At 62.7% G+C, this 16,682-nt stretch carries 16 protein-coding genes; 3 read left to right on the forward strand and 13 right to left on the reverse strand.

From position 1 onward, the window contains the following. The first annotated feature begins 186 nt into the window (after positions 1-186). Both FJ490_RS22275 and FJ490_RS22280 read left to right on the forward strand, forming a co-directional pair. Positions 187-921, forward strand: a complete 735-nt coding sequence (locus FJ490_RS22275) for an SDR family oxidoreductase (protein ID WP_140498268.1) — start codon at positions 187-189, stop codon at positions 919-921. An 86-nt stretch (positions 922-1,007) separates the two neighbouring features. After that, positions 1,008-1,610, forward strand: coding sequence for an NAD(P)-binding domain-containing protein (locus FJ490_RS22280; RefSeq protein ID WP_140557393.1), 603 nt, complete (start codon positions 1,008-1,010; stop codon positions 1,608-1,610). Between the two features lie 299 nt (positions 1,611-1,909). Here the strand turns inward: FJ490_RS22280 and FJ490_RS22285 are convergent, their stop codons facing one another. The 13 genes from FJ490_RS22285 to FJ490_RS22345 all read right to left on the reverse strand — a co-directional run bounded on the left by FJ490_RS22285 (position 1,910) and on the right by FJ490_RS22345 (position 15,168). Beyond that, on the reverse strand, positions 1,910-2,794 hold the full coding sequence (locus tag FJ490_RS22285; protein ID WP_140581050.1) for a LysR substrate-binding domain-containing protein: 885 nt from the start codon (positions 2,792-2,794) through the stop codon (positions 1,910-1,912). Further along, positions 2,781-3,620 (reverse strand): alpha/beta hydrolase, encoded by an 840-nt coding sequence (locus tag FJ490_RS22290; protein ID WP_140632201.1) that lies wholly within the window; start codon positions 3,618-3,620, stop codon positions 2,781-2,783. The genes FJ490_RS22285 and FJ490_RS22290 overlap by 14 nt, the downstream gene beginning before the upstream one ends. A gap of 5 nt (positions 3,621-3,625) precedes the next feature. Continuing rightward, complete coding sequence (locus FJ490_RS22295; protein WP_181165318.1) at positions 3,626-4,732, reverse strand: zinc-binding dehydrogenase; 1,107 nt, start codon at positions 4,730-4,732, stop codon at positions 3,626-3,628. Continuing rightward, positions 4,732-5,982: an FAD-dependent oxidoreductase gene (locus tag FJ490_RS22300; protein WP_140581057.1), complete on the reverse strand. Its 1,251-nt coding sequence runs from the start codon at positions 5,980-5,982 to the stop codon at positions 4,732-4,734. The genes FJ490_RS22295 and FJ490_RS22300 overlap by 1 nt, the downstream gene beginning before the upstream one ends. Before the next feature lie 6 nt (positions 5,983-5,988). Further along, positions 5,989-6,990 carry a fatty acid desaturase gene (locus FJ490_RS22305; protein WP_140581060.1) on the reverse strand — a complete coding sequence of 334 codons (1,002 nt, stop codon included), beginning with the start codon at positions 6,988-6,990 and terminating at the stop codon, positions 5,989-5,991. A gap of 97 nt (positions 6,991-7,087) precedes the next feature. Continuing rightward, positions 7,088-8,575 (reverse strand): sugar ABC transporter ATP-binding protein, encoded by a 1,488-nt coding sequence (locus FJ490_RS22310; protein WP_181165315.1) that lies wholly within the window; start codon positions 8,573-8,575, stop codon positions 7,088-7,090. A 5-nt stretch (positions 8,576-8,580) separates the two neighbouring features. Then, positions 8,581-10,131 carry an FGGY family carbohydrate kinase gene (locus FJ490_RS22315; RefSeq protein ID WP_140581066.1) on the reverse strand — a complete coding sequence of 517 codons (1,551 nt, stop codon included), beginning with the start codon at positions 10,129-10,131 and terminating at the stop codon, positions 8,581-8,583. A gap of 16 nt (positions 10,132-10,147) precedes the next feature. Next, on the reverse strand, positions 10,148-11,176 hold the full coding sequence (locus FJ490_RS22320; RefSeq protein ID WP_140729098.1) for an ABC transporter permease: 1,029 nt from the start codon (positions 11,174-11,176) through the stop codon (positions 10,148-10,150). Beyond that, positions 11,173-12,171: an ABC transporter permease gene (locus FJ490_RS22325; RefSeq protein ID WP_140632209.1), complete on the reverse strand. Its 999-nt coding sequence runs from the start codon at positions 12,169-12,171 to the stop codon at positions 11,173-11,175. Before FJ490_RS22325 ends, FJ490_RS22320 begins: the two co-directional genes overlap by 4 nt. 76 nt (positions 12,172-12,247) lie before the next feature. Next, a complete protein-coding gene (locus FJ490_RS22330) occupies positions 12,248-13,546 on the reverse strand; it encodes a sugar ABC transporter substrate-binding protein (protein WP_140729099.1) in 1,299 nt (432 codons plus the stop codon). Positions 13,547-13,598: 52 nt separating this feature from the next. Next, on the reverse strand, positions 13,599-13,946 hold the full coding sequence (locus FJ490_RS22335; RefSeq protein ID WP_181165314.1) for a non-heme iron oxygenase ferredoxin subunit: 348 nt from the start codon (positions 13,944-13,946) through the stop codon (positions 13,599-13,601). A gap of 339 nt (positions 13,947-14,285) precedes the next feature. Continuing rightward, positions 14,286-14,741, reverse strand: a complete 456-nt coding sequence (locus FJ490_RS22340; protein WP_140498278.1) for a carboxymuconolactone decarboxylase family protein — start codon at positions 14,739-14,741, stop codon at positions 14,286-14,288. A gap of 13 nt (positions 14,742-14,754) precedes the next feature. Next, positions 14,755-15,168 carry a cupin domain-containing protein gene (locus tag FJ490_RS22345; protein ID WP_140632215.1) on the reverse strand — a complete coding sequence of 138 codons (414 nt, stop codon included), beginning with the start codon at positions 15,166-15,168 and terminating at the stop codon, positions 14,755-14,757. Between the two features lie 85 nt (positions 15,169-15,253). Here FJ490_RS22345 and FJ490_RS22350 point away from each other — a divergent pair, with 85 nt between their 5' ends. Then, positions 15,254-16,681, forward strand: a complete 1,428-nt coding sequence (locus FJ490_RS22350; RefSeq protein WP_140632217.1) for a PLP-dependent aminotransferase family protein — start codon at positions 15,254-15,256, stop codon at positions 16,679-16,681. Position 16,682 lies beyond the last annotated feature (1 nt).

Genomic DNA, 16,682 nt, shown 5'->3' on the forward strand with positions numbered 1-16,682 from the left:
CGAGCGCGGCCCAATTCCGAACGACGGACACCAATTCGTCGCGGCTGGCGGCAGTCGTCCGACCGGATCGATTTTGCACCACCGATGTGCGCACTTCCGCACTCAAAGCCTGACCCCTGCAGACTTATTTCCAGGCTCTCGGGGTTCTTCCCGAACGATCAAAGGCAGAGCCTGGAAGGAAAAGTCATGGGAAAGCTAAACGGGAAGGTTGCAGTCATCACCGGCGGCGCTACCGGCATCGGCCGCGCCGCGGCAAAGCGCTTCATCGAGGAGGGCGCCTTCGTCTTCATCTTCGGCCGCCGGCAGGAAACGCTCGACGCGGCTCTGGCCGAGCTCGGGCCAAATGCCCGCGCGGTGACGGGCTCGGTCTCGGATGAGGCCGACCTCGACCGACTCTACGCGACGGTGAAGGCCGAGCGCGGAACCCTCGACATCGTCTTCGCCAATGCCGGGGCGGGAAGCCAGCTTGCGCTCGGCGAGATCACCGCCGAGCACATCGACGAAACCTTCGACACCAATGTGAAGGGTACGATCTTCACTGTCCAGAAGGCGCTGCCGCTGATGGGCCAAGGCGGTTCGATAATCCTGACCGGATCGAGCGCCGGCACCACGGGCGCCCCGGCAATGAGCGCCTACAGCGCGAGCAAGGCGGCAGTGCGCAACCTCGCGCGGACCTGGGCGGAGGACCTGAAGGGCACCGGCATCCGGGTCAACGTGCTGTCGCCCGGGGCGACCGCGACCGAACTCGCGAAAGAAGCGCTGGGCGAGGAGGGCCAGAAGGTCTTCGCCGCGATGACACCGCTCCAGCGAATGGCTGATCCGGCGGAGATCGGGGCCGTCGCCGCCTTTCTCGCGTCGTCGGACAGCAGCTTCATGACCGCCAGCGAGGTCGCCGTCGACGGCGGCCTTGCGCAACTCTGAGGCGCCACGCCCGGCCGGCACTCCATTCAATTAACCAGCGCCGTTGAGGGCCGGGAATCGACATCAACACGGATCGGAGAAGTATTATGAGCTATGCAATTGTAGGATTCGGCAAGATAGGCCAGGCCCTCGCCCAGGCCTTCGCCCGTAAGAAAATCAAGGTGGCCGTCGCGAGCCGCCGGCCGCCCGAGGCATTGGCGCCGCAGGCTCGGGCGATTGGACCCACGGTCATTGCCAAGTCGCTGCGGGATGCGCTCGAGGCCGACACAATCATCTTGGCGGTCCCGTTCTGGGAGCATCGCGAGGTCGCGAAAGCCCTGCCGAACTGGGAAGGCAAGACGGTCATCGACGCGATGAACACTTTTGGAGTTCTCCCCGAAGAGCTGGACGGTCTGCCGTCCTCCGCCTTCGTCGCGAAGGCGTTCACCGGCGCCAAGCTCGTCAAAGGGTTCAATCACCTGGCTGCGGCCACCCTGGCTGCCGATCCGATCGTCGAGGGCGGCCACCGGGTCGTCTTTCTGTCTGGTGACGACGAGGACGCGACCGCCGCCGTGGCGGCCTTGGCCAAACAACTCGGGTTCGCACCCGTCAAGCTGGGAAAGCTCGACGAGGGTGGCGCGCTTGTGCACGCACGCGGCCGCACTTGGGGCCACCTCATCTTCCAGGATTTGTTCAAGAAGGAGCAGTAGTCAATCTACGACCGCGTGATCAACGCCGAGACCTGGTCGCGCGCTAACTTCTTCGAGCAGCGCGCGACCGAATATTTGAAGACCACAAGGTCGCGAAGGCTGGCGTGGGATTGACTGCGTATGGGCGCCGTTCGAAGAGCGGGGAGCGGCCAAGCGTGCGCCATGCGGCGGCCGCAATTGGTCGTAGAGCTTTGGGCTGCGGACTGACCGATTGCGCCGGCAGCAATGCCATGCGGCGGCGCGAAAAGGCACTTGGTTGCTGGGCAACGCCCTAAAAGGGCGGAAGTACCGCGGTCAGTCTAATGATCCCTGACCAGCTGCATGAAAGCCTCTATCGGACGTAGCGTTTGGCGAACCTTCAGACACGCCGCGAAGGATTGCGTGAACGGCTTGTGATCCGAGATCGAAAGCGCCGTCAAACGATCGTCCGGAAGGTACTCGGTCCTGGAAACAATACCGGCGCCAAGGCCGGCGGCGACAGCTTCACGAACGCCGTCGCGTGGAATTTCCATCACCACATTGGGCCGCACGCGATTCCTATCGAGTACCTCTTCCAGTGCGCGCCGTGTCATCGAGCCCGGTTCGCGGAAGATCAGGCGCTGCCCGTCCAGTTCCTCCAACTCGATCTGCTGGCGCCCGCCCCAGGGGTGGTCGCGATGCACGAAGATGATCACTTCATGGCTGCCGAGTTGGACAAGATCGAGACGCGGATCATCATAGTCGCGGCCGATGATGGCGACGTCGACCTCGTAGTTCAGCAATTTGTTATAGATGACATCGGAATTACCGCTCTCGAGGAAGACCTGCATCAGCGGGTATTTCGCGTGGAAGGCACTGAGCAGTTCCATGACAAAGAACGGGCCAACGGTGCCGACGCGCAGCTTGCCCGATATCTGGTTGCCCTCGGCCTGCAGAATGCCGACCGCCTGCTCCTCCAGCGAGAAGATCTGGCGGGCAACGATAAGCAGCGCTTCGCCTGCGTCGGTGAGCTTGAGGCCGCGCGGCGAACGCAGGAAAAGCTGAACGTCGTATGTTTCCTCCAGCGCCTTCACTTGCGTCGTCACCGTCGGCTGACCGACACACAGCAGATCGGCCGCCTTGGTGAAACTCAGTTCGCGTCCCACCGCATAAAATGAACGCAGCTGGCTGAAATTGACGAAATGCAGCTTGTTAGAGCCACTCAACCCGTTTCTCCTCCCTGCGGAACGCTTGCGCCAACCGCATGATCCCTTCGGCTATTTCCGACCGCTCCTCCAGCAGATCGCATAGGACCGTGTAGTGGTTTTTGTCCCGCAGCGAAACCAGTTCGGCATGCTGGCCGGCTGCACGCCAATGTTCGACGAACTGTCGCGACTGCCCCGCAAAGTCCGATGTTTCGGCGGCCCCGACAAAGGCCGTCAACGGGCAAGCCATCGGCCGGCGGCGTATCGGGCTGAGTTTTGCGGCTCGCTCCTGATCCAGCTCCAGAGCCGCATTGAGCGACGTTTCCACCAGAGGCTCGAGATCGAAGATGCCGCTGATCGGCGCACAGGCCGCGAGCGCCACATTCGCGGCGTGGCTCGTCATTGCCAGCATCGCGGCGAGATGCCCTCCCGCCGAATGGCCAGTCGCGATCCAGAACGGCGGCGGCGGCCGGAGCGCTTCCAGGACCATTGGCAGGCAGCCGCGGACGCTTTCGACGATCTCCGCGACGCCGGCAGCCGGCGCAAGCGGGTAGTTGAGCAGCGCCACCGAGAAACCACGCGGCACGAGCGCCGCCGCGACGAACGAATAGCGATCCTTGTCGAGGCTCTGCCAATAGCCGCCGTGAACAAAGACGACCAGCGGCGCGCCGTCACTTCCTGGAAACAAGTCGAAGATCTGGCGAGGATGCGCGCCATAGGGCACGTCGCGGCGGCATGGAAAGGAAGCGCGCGCTGCGGCGCTCGCCTCGTCGAACCGGCGATAAACATGCTCGCGCTCCGGATAACGGTCGCGGAAGACGTAGCCGGCTTCATTGGCAAGCCCCATGCCGCTCACTCGAAGTGGACGACACTGCGAACAGTTTCTCCCGCCCGCATCAGGTCGAAGCCGCGATTGACCTCATCGAGCGCAAGCGTGTGGGTGATCTGCCGGTCCAGATCCAGCCGACCCTCCATATAGAAGTCGATCAGGCGGCCGAGCCCGCTGCGCCCCTTGACGCCGCCGAAATAGCTGCCGCGGATGCTCCTCCCGTAACGGACACCGACCGGCGGAAAGCCCAGTTCCGTACCTGGAGGCTCGACACCGAGCAGCACCGCCGTACCCCAGGCAGGCTGGCAGCAGTCGAAAGCTTGGCGCATGACCGGGACAATGCCGGTGCATTCGAAAGCCACGTCGACGCCGCCGTCCGTCAAGTCGCGGATCGCCTGCACGACCTTTGCGCCTTCGCGGCCGGCATTGACGAAGTCGGTCATGCCGTAGGCTCGGGCAAGCGCGTTCTTGCGATCGGTGACATCAATGCCGATGATAGTCTTGGCGCCCGCCAACCGCGCACCCTGCACGACATTGATGCCGATGCCGCCCAGGCCGAAAACGGCGACGGCGTCGTCTTCGCGAATTTCGGCCAGCGCGGCGCCCACGCCGGTAGTGACGCCACAGCCGAACAGGCAGACTTTATCAAGCGGGGCATCCGGCCGTATTTTGGCCAGTGCGATCTCCGGGACAACCGTATAACGAGACAGTGTCGATGTTCCCATGAAATGATGCACGGGCTGGGTCTCGAATGCGAAACGCGACGTGCCATTCGGCATCACGCCTCTGTCGCGCGTCGGCTTGATCGTCCAGCAGAGATTGGTGCGGCCGCTGCGGCACATCCGGCAATGCATGCACTCGGGACCGTAGAGCGGGATAACGTGATCGCCGGGTTTCAGGTCGTAAACCCCCTCGCCCACCTCGAGCACGCGACCCGCGCCCTCATGGCCCGGGATCAATGGATAGACACAGGTCGCGTTGACGCCTTCCAGCGCGGTCAGATCGGTATGGCAAAGGCCGGAAGCGACAATCTCGACCAGTGCTTCACCATGGCCGGGCGGCGCCACCTGGACCTCTTCGACGGCCAGTGGCTTGTTCGGCTCGAAACAGATCGCGGCGACAGAGCGGATCACAATGCCAGCCTTTCAGGCTGAGCTGCGCCAAATGCCGCAAACCCCTTCCCTGCGAGTTCGGCAGGATTCAGTCGGCCGCCGGTCCTGATCGTCTCGCGAGCGATGCGGATGTCGCGTCCGCAGGCGACGCCGATAGCGCCGACAAGACGCTCCGCATCGGCAAAGTAGGCGAGATAGGTGCGGTCGCCCGGCCTGCCGCGCTCATAGGCGGGTTCCCGATCGCCTGGTATTCCCGCAATCTGGATGTTCAGGTCGTATTGGTCGGTCCAGAACCACGGCACCTCGTCATATGACGCCGGGGTGCCGCAGATCTGTGCGGCGACGATGCCGCCCTGGTCTTCGGCGTTCTTCCAGGATTCGAGCCTCCAGCGCCTACCGAACAGACGATTCTCATGGGAGGCGACGTCCCCGGCGGCGAAGATATCGGGATCGCTGGTCTGGCCGAACTCGTTGACCACGATGCCGTTGTCGACGTCGAGCCCGGCATCGCGGGCGAGCTGATCGTTCGGTGTTCCACCGATGCCGACAAGCACGACGTCGGCCTCGATCTGGGTGCCATCGTTCAGTCGGAGCAATGTCTTGCCACCCAACGGCTCGGAAGCAGCGACCTGCCTGCCGCAGAGAATCCTGACGCCCGCCTGCCGATGAACGCCCGCCAGCCATTGCGACATATAAGGCGGGAGCAGCCTGCTCAGCGGACGATCCGCTGTTTCCAGCACCGTCACGGTCGCACCGCGCTTCACTGCGCTCGCCGCGACTTCCAAACCGATGAGCCCTGCCCCCACCAGCACCACCGAAGAGCCGGGCAGGATGCGGTCGCGCAAGTCGAGCGCGTCCTGAAACGAGCGGAGATAGGCGACCCGGTCCGCGACCGGCTCCAGCGATTCGATGCGGCGCGGCGAGAGCCCGGTCGCGAGCACCAGCTTGCGGTACGACAGCCCGCTGCCATCGGCCAGCATCACCGCCTTGGCCTGCCGGTCGATGCTGGTCGCCTCGGCACCGAGATGAAACCTGACACCGAGCTCGCTCCAGCGAGCCGGCGGCAGAAGATAGGCGTTCGCCGGAACCTCGGCCGCGGTCAGCACGCTCTTCGATAGCGGCGGGCGCTCATATGGCAACTCGTGTTCGATCCCGATCACATCGATCGGGCCAACGAAGCCACCGTGCCGCAGCCGCTCGGCGGTACGACCGCCGCCATGTCCTGCGCCGACGATCACCACGCCGGCCGTTCGTCCCAAACCAGCCACGGCCGATCAAGCCTCCTGGCCGGCTGGTGCGGCGCCGGGACGATCGTTCTTCAGCACTTCGCGGATTATCTCGCGATGCACCTGGATGTATCCCTTGCTGACGCATTGCAGATGCGGCGAAACCTCACTGTGAAGGTCGCCGAGCGCATGGAACGGCACGGACGAGGCCAAGTGGTGCTCGGCGTGGAACGGCATGTTCCAATAGAGCATCCGCAGGACCGGATTCGCCAGGGTGGTGCGGGTGTTGGCGAGCAGGTTAGGGCTTTCTTCCGCACCGGTATGCTCGGCCATGCGTATGGCGCGCAGCACCGGTTCGCCCATGATGCGCGGTAGCAGCCAGTAGACCAACGCGATCGTGCTTCCGTAGTAGATCGAGAAGACAGCGACGACGACGTAAGCCAAGACCAGCAGCCGGATCTCCAACATCACCTGCTTCCAGACGGATTCCGGCAGGAATTCGCGCTCTTCTTCGGTGAAGCGCCCGATCGAGCCACGCCATAGGGTACCGGCGAGCTTGGGCCAGAAGGACAGGCCGAGTATCTGCCCGAAATAGTCGCGCAGCGAGGTGGGGAACGGCACGATATCGGGATCGTGGTCCTCGTGCTGGGTGTAGGTATGGTGCGCGGCATGGCGGTATTTGAAATACAGAAAGGGCCGGAAGGTGAACGCGGCGACGGCGAAGCCAATGAGGTGATTGATCCAGCGCGAGTGAAAGGCCGTGCCGTGCGAGCATTCGTGCAGCGGTGCAAACAACAGCACGATAACGACGCCGTAGACGAACATCGCCGGTATCTGGAGCCATGGCGTGCCTGACGACAGATAGACGGCGAGAGCGCCAAGCACCAACGCGCTGATGTGCACCGCGAGCCGGACAAGGCCCGGTCCGTTGGTGCGCGTGCGAAGCCTTTTCAGCTTGTCACGCGAAATGATCTCGGGTCCCGTCAGCGGCCAAATCTTGCTGCCGATGCCGCCGATGCCCGCATAGCTGGCAGAATTATCGCCCTGCATGCCGATCCTCCTTCAAATTAATCGTTATCGAGGAGACCTACCGACCCGGATGGGAAATAGAAAATTCATTGTTTCCATACCGTTATCGATCCTGCGTTCAGGCGACGAAACAATGAGCTATCGCCTCGGCCGAGAATTCCTTGCGCTGGAAATGCCCGGTTATCCGACCACGGCTCATGACCAGGATACGGTCGCAAGCGTCCATCATTTCCTGCAGCTCCGTGGTGAGCAGCAGCACCGCTTTGCCTTCATCGGCAAGGCCCTGGATCGCACGCCAGATCTCGAATTTCGCGCCGACATCGACACCCCGCGTCGGATCTTCGGCGATTACGATATCGCCGCCGCGCGCAATCCATTTGCCGATGACGATCTTCTGCTGGTTTCCGCCCGAGAGCTGGGAAGCGGGCTGCGACAGGCCGCTGGCCTTGATAGCAAGCTTGCGCACCAGGTCATTGGCTGATGCATTTTTCCGTCGGCGCTTGAGAAAGCTGCGGCGGCCAAAGCTGCGCAGGACCGTCAGCCCGAGATTGTCGCCGACGCTCATCGGCAGGACCAGCCCCTCACCCTTGCGGTCGGCCGGCATGAAGGCGATGCCGGAAACGATTGCATCGCGCGGTGAGCGAAACGCCACGCTCTTGCCGTGCACAAGAATTTCCCCGCGGTCGATCGATGAGGCGCCGAAGATCGCACGCGCGACGGCTTCACGCTGGCAGCCAAGCAGGCCGGCGATGCCGACGACCTCGCCGGCACGCACCTCAAGGGATATGTCGTCAAACACCCCGGCCTTGCCGATCGCCTTGGTCTCCAGGGCGACGGAACCTTGCCGGCGCTCCTTGTAAGCGCTCTGGCCCGGCTTGTGCTCGCGCCCAACCATCAGAGAGACGAGCGCCGTCTCGTCGAGGTCGGCAACGTCGCGCGTGCCAACGACACGGCCGTCGCGCAGCACGGTCACGCGATCGGCTATGTCCAGCACCTCGCCGAGCCGATGCGAGACATAGACTATGCCGAGGCCACTTGCCTTCAGCTTGCGGATGATGGCAAGCAGGTGACCCACCTGATCATCGTTCAACGAAGCGGTCGGCTCATCGAAAACCAGCACTTTCGGCCGGCTTGCCAGCGCACGGCAGATCTCGACGATCTGCTGCTCGTTCAGACTGAGTTCGCCGACCGGACGCGAGGGATCGAGGCTGACATGGATTTCGTCGAGGAGTTCCCGCGCCATGCAGTTGAGCGCCGCCCGGTTGTTGCGGCCGAGGCGGGCCGCGGGCTCGCGGCCGAGGAAGATGTTCTGGGCGACGCTGAGGTTCGGGCACAGCACCAGTTCCTGGTGGACCAGAGACAGTCGGTTCGCCAACGCGACCGTCGGATCGCTTAACACGACCGGCTGGCCATCGATGCGGATCTCCCCGCTGTCCGGCGCGATCAGGCCGTTCATGACCGACAGCAGCGTCGACTTGCCCGCGCCGTTCTCGCCAACCAGTGCATGCACCTCCCCGGCCTTCAGGTCGAAGGTGACGTCGGCCAGCGCGACCACGCCGGGAAACGTTTTACGGATCGACTGGACCTCGAGCAGCGGGGTATCCATCGCTGTCATCCCGAATGGTATTGGTTGAGCAGGGCGCGATGACGATCCATGTCGCCACGCAAATTCTGATAAATCGAGGACCAGACCTCGAAGAAATCCTGGTAGCGCTCGTGCAGCTTCGGATCCGGGTCGATTGTCTCCTTGATACGCACGATGCTTTCGAGGGGCTCGATCGGCGACTTGTATATGCCAGCCGCAACGCCCGCGAGGATGGCGTCGCCGATGGGCGCTGCTTCGCCGATGTCCGGCACCTTGAGCGGCAGATTCACGACGCTGGCGGTGATCTGGTTCCAGAAACGGCTCTTGGTCGGGCCGCCGTTCAGGATCAGCCCATCGACATTCACGCCGGCCTGATTGGCGATACGCACGTTCGAGTACAGGTCGAATGCAACGCCTTCGATAAGCGACCGAATGAAATGCGCGCGCGTCGTCGTCGGGCGCACGCCGAAGAAGACACCCGCGGCGCTGCTGTTCCAGTTCGGCGACAGCGTATTGCCGAGATACGGCAAATAGAGCAGACCGTCGGAACAGGCGGGCACATGCTTGGCCTGCTCTGTGAAAAGATCGAAGACATTGTGACCCATGCGCTCGGCCAGCCGGAACTCGGAATCCCCGAACTGGTCGCGAAACCATTTCAGCGATGCGCCGGTGAAGGCCATCGGCCCGTCGAACATGGTCAGGCCGGGCAGTACGTGCGGCCATTTCAAGATGCGATATTCGTGGACGTCCTGCTCGGTCGGGATCATGATGCCGAGGTTCGAGCCAGTGCCCATCGAATAATAGGCCTCGCCGGCCTTGGTTACACCAACGCCCAGTGCCGCCGAGCTGATGTCGGTGCCGCCGGCCGCCACGATGGTGCCGGGGCGCAGTCCGGTCTCTTCCGCCGCCTGCCTGGTGACTTCGCCCACCACCTCGTGAGACTGGTATAGGCGTGGGAATTTCTCCAGTGGGATGCCGATCGCCGTAGCAATGGATTCGTTCCAACGCTCCTTCTGGTACTCGTACGCATAGGCCAGGCCGGCGTCACCGGTGTTCATCGTGAAGTTGCCGCACATGCGGTAGGTGCAGTAGCCGGATGGCGACAGGAACTTGTGCGTTGCGTTGAAGATGTGGGGCTCGTGTTTCTTGATCCACAACGCCTTGGGATCGATGAACCATGGGGCGACGCGGTTACCGTTGTTCTTGTTGATGGTCGCCTCGCCGACGCTGCGGCGAATATCCTCGCATTCTTCTTCCGAGCGGGAATCCATCCATATCATCGCCGGACGCAGCGGCTTGCCCTGATCGCTGACCGGCAACGTGACGCCGACCAGGCCAGACAGCGCGATCGCCGCGATGTCGTCGGAAAACCGGCCCTGCTCCAGGCACTGCCTGACGGCTGATACGACCGCCCCCCAATAGTTCGAGGCTTCCTGTTCCGCCCATCCGGGGAACGGATGGAACAACGGATGCTCCTGCGAGCCGAACGCCACCACCTTTCCCGTGTTGGTATCGAGGATCGCCGCCTTGACGTTGGTCGTGCCGATGTCGATGCCGAGCGTTAGATGTCCGCCCATGAAATGCCTCTCCCCATTATGGATGTGTCTTCTTGCGGCTCATCTTCGACAGGCCGACCGATGCGATGAGTGCGATGCCGACCGCCAGGTTCTGATACCAGGTGCCGACGCCCCAGATCGCCAGCAGGTTCAAGCCGGCGGCAAAGGCAACGCTGCCGAGCAACGTGCGCCATGGCGACCCGACGCCCCCTGAAAGCGCTGTTCCACCGATGACGGCGATGGCGATGGCCGTCAGTTCGTAGCCTGCCGCAAGCGGTGCGTCGACCGACTTCAGCCGCGCCGTAAAGACGACGCCGGCAATGGCGGCGCAGAGCCCGCTGATGACGTAGGCCAGCAGTACGTAGCGATCCGTCTTGATGCCGGCATAGAGTGCCGCTTTCTCGTTGCCGCCGACGGCGTAGAGGCGAGCGCCGCGCACAGTTCCGTTGACGAAGGCGATGAGCGCCAAGAGCACCGCGAGGAAGATCAGGAAGCTCACCGGCATACCGAGGATCTTGCTGTCGCCGATCCAGCCATAGAATGGCGCCTTGAGGTAATAGGGATGGCCGTTGGTGAGCACGTAGTTGAAGCCGCGCAGCGCGGTCAACGAGACCAGCGTCATGATGAAGGACGTAACCTTCAAGTAGGCAACGCCGACGCCGTTGATAGCGCCGGCGATGATGCCAGTCGCAAGCGCGATCAGAATCACCGGCACGATCGGCCCCGCATAGGTGTTGCCGCGCACCAACCAGCGGCTGCCCAGCATCGGCCCGATCTCCGCCATCACGACCACGCCGACAATGATCGAAAAGATCATCAGCGCCGCCACGGAGAGGTCGATGCGGCCGGTGAGCAGCACCACCGTCATTCCGAGCGACAGCAGTCCGATGACGGCCACGTTGCGCATCAGGTTTTCGAGATTCAGCGCGGTCAAATAGTATTCGGAGGTCAGCGCGCCGACCAGGAAGATAACAGCGATCAACCAAACGATCGGGTCGCGGAGCAGACCCTGCGGAAATGGGGCTGCACGGGACGACGACGGACCGGACAGTTCAATGGCACTCATTTCGCGATCCCCCGCTGCCGCATGCCGGGCAAGACCACCGCCAGGATGACCGCCGCGGTTACCACCTGCTGCAGGTATATGCTGACGCCAAACTGGTTGAGGAGGTTGTTGACGATACCGATGATGAGGGCGGCAACCAAAGTGCCCGCGATGGAACCTGAACCGCCGGCGAGTGCCGCGCCGCCCAATACCGTCACCGCCAGCACCGAAAGCTCCATGCCTTCAAGCCCGGCAGGATTGATGTAGGACAGCCGTGCGCTCTCCAGCATGCCGGCGAGCGCGGCACAGGCGCCCGAGATAATGAAGACAGTGGTGCGTACGCCTACGACATTGATGCCTGACAGCGCGGCGGCCCTGACGTTCCCGCCGGTGGCGTAGAGTTCGCGACCGAAGATCGAATACTTGGTCAGCGCGATCGCGGCGACGCCGAGAACGACAAGCAGCACGACCGGGACCGGAATGCCGGCGATATTGCCACGGCCAAACCAGAGGTAAGCACTAATGGCTTCGGGATAGAGCGCCTGCCCGCCGGACGCTATGTTGGCGAGCGCGCGACTTATCCCCAGCATGCCAAGCGTAGCGATCAGCGACGGAATGCCCAAGACGGCGACAAGCACGCCGTTCATCAAGCCGACGACCAGCCCGGTGAGAAGCGTAGCGCCGATGACCAGCACCGCCGATCCGGTCGGAATCAGCAGCCCTCCCACGACACAAGAGAGGATGGCCGCGCCGGCGACGGAAAGGTCGATCTCGCCGGTAATGACGACCAGCGTCATGCCATAGGCCATGATGCCGATCGCGGCCACAGCCAGCAGGATCACGTGGATATTGGCAAGGGAAAGAAAGGACGGCGCGATCACCTGCCCGAGGATGACGAGAGCTGCCAGCACCGCCACCCGGCTTATCGCTCCGATGCTCAGATGCCGACAAGCATCGGAAGGCCGTGCCGGCAACGCGGGCTCGACCACTTTTGTCTCAAGAGTATTCATCGTCATGACGCACTCGCCTGCCTTGGATCAGCAACCGCCGCCCCTCCCGCGAGAGGGCCGGCGGTCGTCCTGGGAGCGGATATCAGCCCGAGACCTCCGGGCCATATGCATAGGGCCATTCGTCGGGCGTCAGCGTCTCGATACCTTCGATGTTCATCTTTTCCTTGGTGATCATCGGCAGGTTCGGCGTCATGATAAGCTTGGGCGGCGCTTCGTTGAGGCTCGCCTTGGCGCCGATGTGCATGACGACGGCGCGGATGCCGATGTCGCCGATCAAGGGCGTGTAGGGCGATACCATGTCGATATTGCCGGCCTTGATCTCCTTCAACACCTCGCGGGCGTCGTCGTTGGCGAGTATCATGATCTTCTTGCCGCCCGGCGCGCTGTTCAGCCGGTTGGCTTCGCGGATCGCGTCGAGCGCACCCATGGCCTCCTCGCCGCCGGTGTTGAACGACACCGAGATGTCCTTAAAGGCCTGGAGGGCATCCGCTGTCGATTTGAACGCCAGCGTGCGCTGGCTGTTGGTGTGGTAGTTGGCCAGCACCTTGTAGCCGGCCGTGTTGCCGATCGCTTCGAGGAAAGCACCGGTACGGATCGAGTCCGCGGTGCTGCCGAGATCCTTGCGATTGAATATGATATTGCCGTCCGGAGCAGCATGCTTGAGGTAAAGGCCCTGCTGGAGACCGTTTGCATAGAAGTTGCCCAGAACCTCAGAGCTGATCTGCTCGGACGAGGTGCGGCGGTCGAGGCTGACGACCGGAATGCCCGCGGCGATGGCATGGTCCACGGGCGGGCCCATCGGCGCTTCACGGTTCGGCCACAGCACGATGCCATCATATTGCTTGGCGATCCACGTATCGATCACCTGACCCATCTTGTTGTCGTCGAACTCGGCGTCGATCACCTCCAGTTCGATATTCGGATGGCGCTTGGCTTCCCAGGCGGCGGTGTCGGCGAGGCTGATCAGCCAGGGATGGTTGAAGCCATGGAAGACGAGGCCGATGCGATATTTCTTGCTGGCGTCCAGCACCAGACCTTCAGGCAGCGGCAGATAATCCGTGAAAGGCGCCTTGATCTGCAGCTTGCTGTAAGGGCCGACGAAGCTGGCGCCCATGCCCGGCTTCCAGACGAATCCGCCGGCGAGGTCCCCGACCGGATAGACGTCGAGATAGTCCCGGAAACCGTCCTTTTCGAACAGCGCACTGACGTCGGCATTCGATATGCCCGCCTTGGCTTCGTCGGAGTATTTCTTGATCAGGCCATTGAGAACGGCGTGGACGGAGTCTTCGGCGAAGGCCGGAACTGTCGTCAGCGGTGCAGCAGCGAGAACGGAAAGCGCCGCGGCTGTCTTCAGCAGATGGCGACGTGATAATTTCAGCATTTTAGGTCTCCTCCCATATTTTGGTTTCAGCCCGGGATATGTCCCGACAAGTTCAAGTCACTCCTCCTTCCACCAGGATGTGGACGTAGCCGTCCGACACCTTGGTTTCGTAGGTCTTCAGCCGCTCGGTGACGGGCGGTGAAAGCGGTGTGCCGGTGGGGATGTGGAACAGTCCCTGATGCAAAGGACACTCCACCGTCTGGCCGTCGATATAGCCTTCCGAAAGGAAGGCGTGGGCGTGCGTGCAAATGCCTGAAGTGGCGTAGAACTTGCCGGCAAGATTAAAAATGGCGATACATACCCCCTGGTGCTCGATGCGCGTCGCATCGTCGACGGAAAGACTGTCGGCACGGATCGCCTGGATCCACTGCCTGCTTTCTGGATTAGTCTGCGCGTCCATGCGCCTCCCCATATCCGTTTTGTTTCGTTTATTTTCGTTCTCTTTCCTTCGCTCGCAAATTCATTGTGGGAATAGAGATATCGATGAACCCCATGCCGAGTGATCGACCACAGGCAAGCAAATCGCCGAAAATACAGCTGCATGGCAGCCGGACGCGGCGATATGTCAGGCACGGAGATCTATCGGAGAATTCGAACCGGTCGTGCCCGAGACGATGCGCCAAGCGCCAATCTGGTGATCAGAAATGGCCCTCACGGTCCATTGCGATGCCTCACGCGCCAATTTGCTGTCGGGGATCTTGATCCTGGAAATCACGTTACCATTCATTATTCTGCTCCATCAATTCTCGAGAACGGCCTGGGGCGTATTCCGAAAGCTGATGGCCATTCGGTTGTAGCTGTTCATCAGGCTGATCGCGATCGTCAGGTCGACGAGCTGCTTTTCATCGAAGACGGCACGCACGGCTTCATAGGCGGCGTCCGGAACCCCGGTCTGTGCAACATTGGTCACGCTCTCGGCCCAGCGAAGCGCGGCGCGCTCTCTCTCGCTGAACAGGCTGCCGCCTTCCTGCCAGGCTTGCACCAGCGCGATCTTCTCGATCTTCACGCCCTTCTTGACGAGGTCACGCGTGTGCATGTCAAGGCAATAGGCGCAGTTGTTGATCTGGGAGACCCGCAGATAGACGAGCTCGACCAGTTCGGCAGGCAAGCCGCTCTGGAGAACATAGCCGTAGACGGTGCCGAGCGCCTTGGCGCCGCTCGGGGCGATCTGGTTGTAGTCGAGCCTCTTGGCCATCGTTCCGATCCGTTCAATTGAGGGGAGTAGTGAGGGCCTTGTCGTCGGAATCGACGACGAAGACCGCAAGCAGCTTCGCCGGCCTGGTCTTGCTGGCGTTGCGGCTAACCGAATGGGTTGCGTTGGGCAGCTCCGACCAACTCTCGCCCGCTTTGTAAATGCGGGTCTCGCCATCGTTCACCTTGGACTCGATCTCGCCCGAGACGACATAGGCGAAGATAAAGGCGGACCTGGCATGCCGGTGCGGCTGGGAAGCGGCGCCCGGCGCATAATCGACCTCGACCACGGCCATCGATTTGCCGGGGATGTTCGGGATCACCTGCTCGAACTTCGGCGTGACCGTCTCCGATTGGTCGTCCTGCGCCCAGGCCGGCCCGACGATGGCAATCGCGGCGCAGGCGGCGGTGAAAATGGCACGAATTCGCATTGGCATCTCCTTGCACGGATAGATGCCGGCGAATCGGGCCAGGAAAAAGCACCAAGAACGCAAAAAAATCGTGTACTGAGGCTTCATGAGCAAGCCGCTGGACCTGGATTTGGACCGCGCCGCCAAGACTTCCCTTGCGGAGCAAATTCGCAAGGGCGTGGCCGTCGCAATCGAGGAAGGCGCGCTGGAACCAGGCGCACGGTTGCCCTCATGGCAGGACCTGGCAGCACAGCTGGGCGTCGCGCGCGGCACTGTCCGGACAGCCTATGAGAAGCTCGCGGCCGCCCAGTTGATCGAGGCAACGCCAGCCGAGGGAACGCGCGTCGCAAAGCGCCCCCGCGCCGTCGCGAGATCCGAGCCGGTGCCGGATGAAGGCTCCTTCATGCGGATTTATCAGGAGATGACGCAGGGTCCCGGCATCTTCCAGATGGGCATCCCCGCAAGCGATATCTTCCCCGCCACCTTGTTCGCGCGGATACGCGCGCACGCCATCCGCGCCGAAGCCGCTGCCGCCGCCCTCTACCCCGATCCTCGCGGCGAACTCGAGTTGAGGCGGGAAATCGCTGGCTACCTCGCCGTAGCACGGGGCATCATCTGTCTGCCGTCGCAGGTCATTATCACTGGAGGTTTCGGTGCGGGGCTCGGCCTGGCGCTATCCGTTCTGAAGCTGGCGGGGGAGACCGCCTGGATCGAGGAGCCCAGTTTCCCATGGACCCGAAAGGGGCTCGAACTCGCCGGTTTGTCTCTCGCTCCGGTCCCGGTCGATTGCAACGGCATCGATCTCGATGACGCACTGTGCCAGCATCCGACCGCGAAGCTTGCCCTGGTCACACCGGGTCAACATGCGCCGCTCGGCTCGACCTTGTCGCTCGAGCGGCGCCTGCGCCTGCTCGAATGGGCAGCTTCGACCCAGGCCTGGGTGATCGAAGACGATTATCTGAGCGAGCTTCAGCTGACCGGCAGGGCCGCGCCGGCGCTCGCGTCGCTCGACCGCGACGGGCGCGTCATTCACATCGGGTCCTTCAGCAAGACAATCAGCCCGACCCTTCGGCTGGGTTTCGCGATCGTGCCGGCCAGCCTCGTATGCGCTTTCGCTGAAGTCGCGGCGTGCTTAGCGCCCGCCCCGGGACCGGCAGTGCAGCTCGCGACCGCCGAATTCATGCGGGAGGGCCACTATATTCGCCATCTCCGCCGCACGAAGCGGGCCTATGTCGCAAGGCGCGCGACGTTGCTCGAGCAGCTTTGGGCGAATGTGAATGCCGACCAGATTGCAACGCCGGGCCTGGCCGTGCTGCTGAAGCTGCCGAGGGAAATATCGGACATTGCGGTGGCGCGCGAGGTTTCGGCCTTCGGGATGTCGCCCGCACCGCTCTCCGCGTGGTATGCGTCGCCCGCCACTGCCGAATCCGGCCTCTTGCTCGGGGTCGCCACCACGCCGGGCAAGAACCTGGCAAAATCCTGTGATCGGCTCTTCGAGGCGATTAGGCGAATCGACGGCGGACAGCCGATTTGAG

It is taken from the genome of Mesorhizobium sp. B2-5-11 (assembly GCF_006440835.1).
GTDB lineage: Bacteria > Pseudomonadota > Alphaproteobacteria > Rhizobiales > Rhizobiaceae > Mesorhizobium.

What these genes read in the sequence shown, in the direction of transcription:
- FJ490_RS22275 (WP_140498268.1), top strand. Translation starts at nt 187, where the DNA reads ATGGGAAAGCTAAACGGGAAGGTTGCAGTCATCACCGGCGGCGCTACC.
- FJ490_RS22280 (WP_140557393.1), top strand. Translation starts at nt 1,008, where the DNA reads ATGAGCTATGCAATTGTAGGATTCGGCAAGATAGGCCAGGCCCTCGCC.
- FJ490_RS22290 (WP_140632201.1), bottom strand. Translation starts at nt 3,620, where the DNA reads ATGGGGCTTGCCAATGAAGCCGGCTACGTCTTCCGCGACCGTTATCCG.
- FJ490_RS22305 (WP_140581060.1), bottom strand. Translation starts at nt 6,990, where the DNA reads ATGCAGGGCGATAATTCTGCCAGCTATGCGGGCATCGGCGGCATCGGC.
- FJ490_RS22310 (WP_181165315.1), bottom strand. Translation starts at nt 8,575, where the DNA reads ATGGATACCCCGCTGCTCGAGGTCCAGTCGATCCGTAAAACGTTTCCC.
- FJ490_RS22315 (WP_140581066.1), bottom strand. Translation starts at nt 10,131, where the DNA reads ATGGGCGGACATCTAACGCTCGGCATCGACATCGGCACGACCAACGTC.
- FJ490_RS22320 (WP_140729098.1), bottom strand. Translation starts at nt 11,176, where the DNA reads ATGAGTGCCATTGAACTGTCCGGTCCGTCGTCGTCCCGTGCAGCCCCA.
- FJ490_RS22325 (WP_140632209.1), bottom strand. Translation starts at nt 12,171, where the DNA reads ATGACGATGAATACTCTTGAGACAAAAGTGGTCGAGCCCGCGTTGCCG.
- FJ490_RS22330 (WP_140729099.1), bottom strand. Translation starts at nt 13,546, where the DNA reads ATGCTGAAATTATCACGTCGCCATCTGCTGAAGACAGCCGCGGCGCTT.
- FJ490_RS22335 (WP_181165314.1), bottom strand. Translation starts at nt 13,946, where the DNA reads ATGGACGCGCAGACTAATCCAGAAAGCAGGCAGTGGATCCAGGCGATC.
- FJ490_RS22340 (WP_140498278.1), bottom strand. Translation starts at nt 14,741, where the DNA reads ATGGCCAAGAGGCTCGACTACAACCAGATCGCCCCGAGCGGCGCCAAG.
- FJ490_RS22345 (WP_140632215.1), bottom strand. Translation starts at nt 15,168, where the DNA reads ATGCGAATTCGTGCCATTTTCACCGCCGCCTGCGCCGCGATTGCCATC.
- FJ490_RS22350 (WP_140632217.1), top strand. Translation starts at nt 15,254, where the DNA reads ATGAGCAAGCCGCTGGACCTGGATTTGGACCGCGCCGCCAAGACTTCC.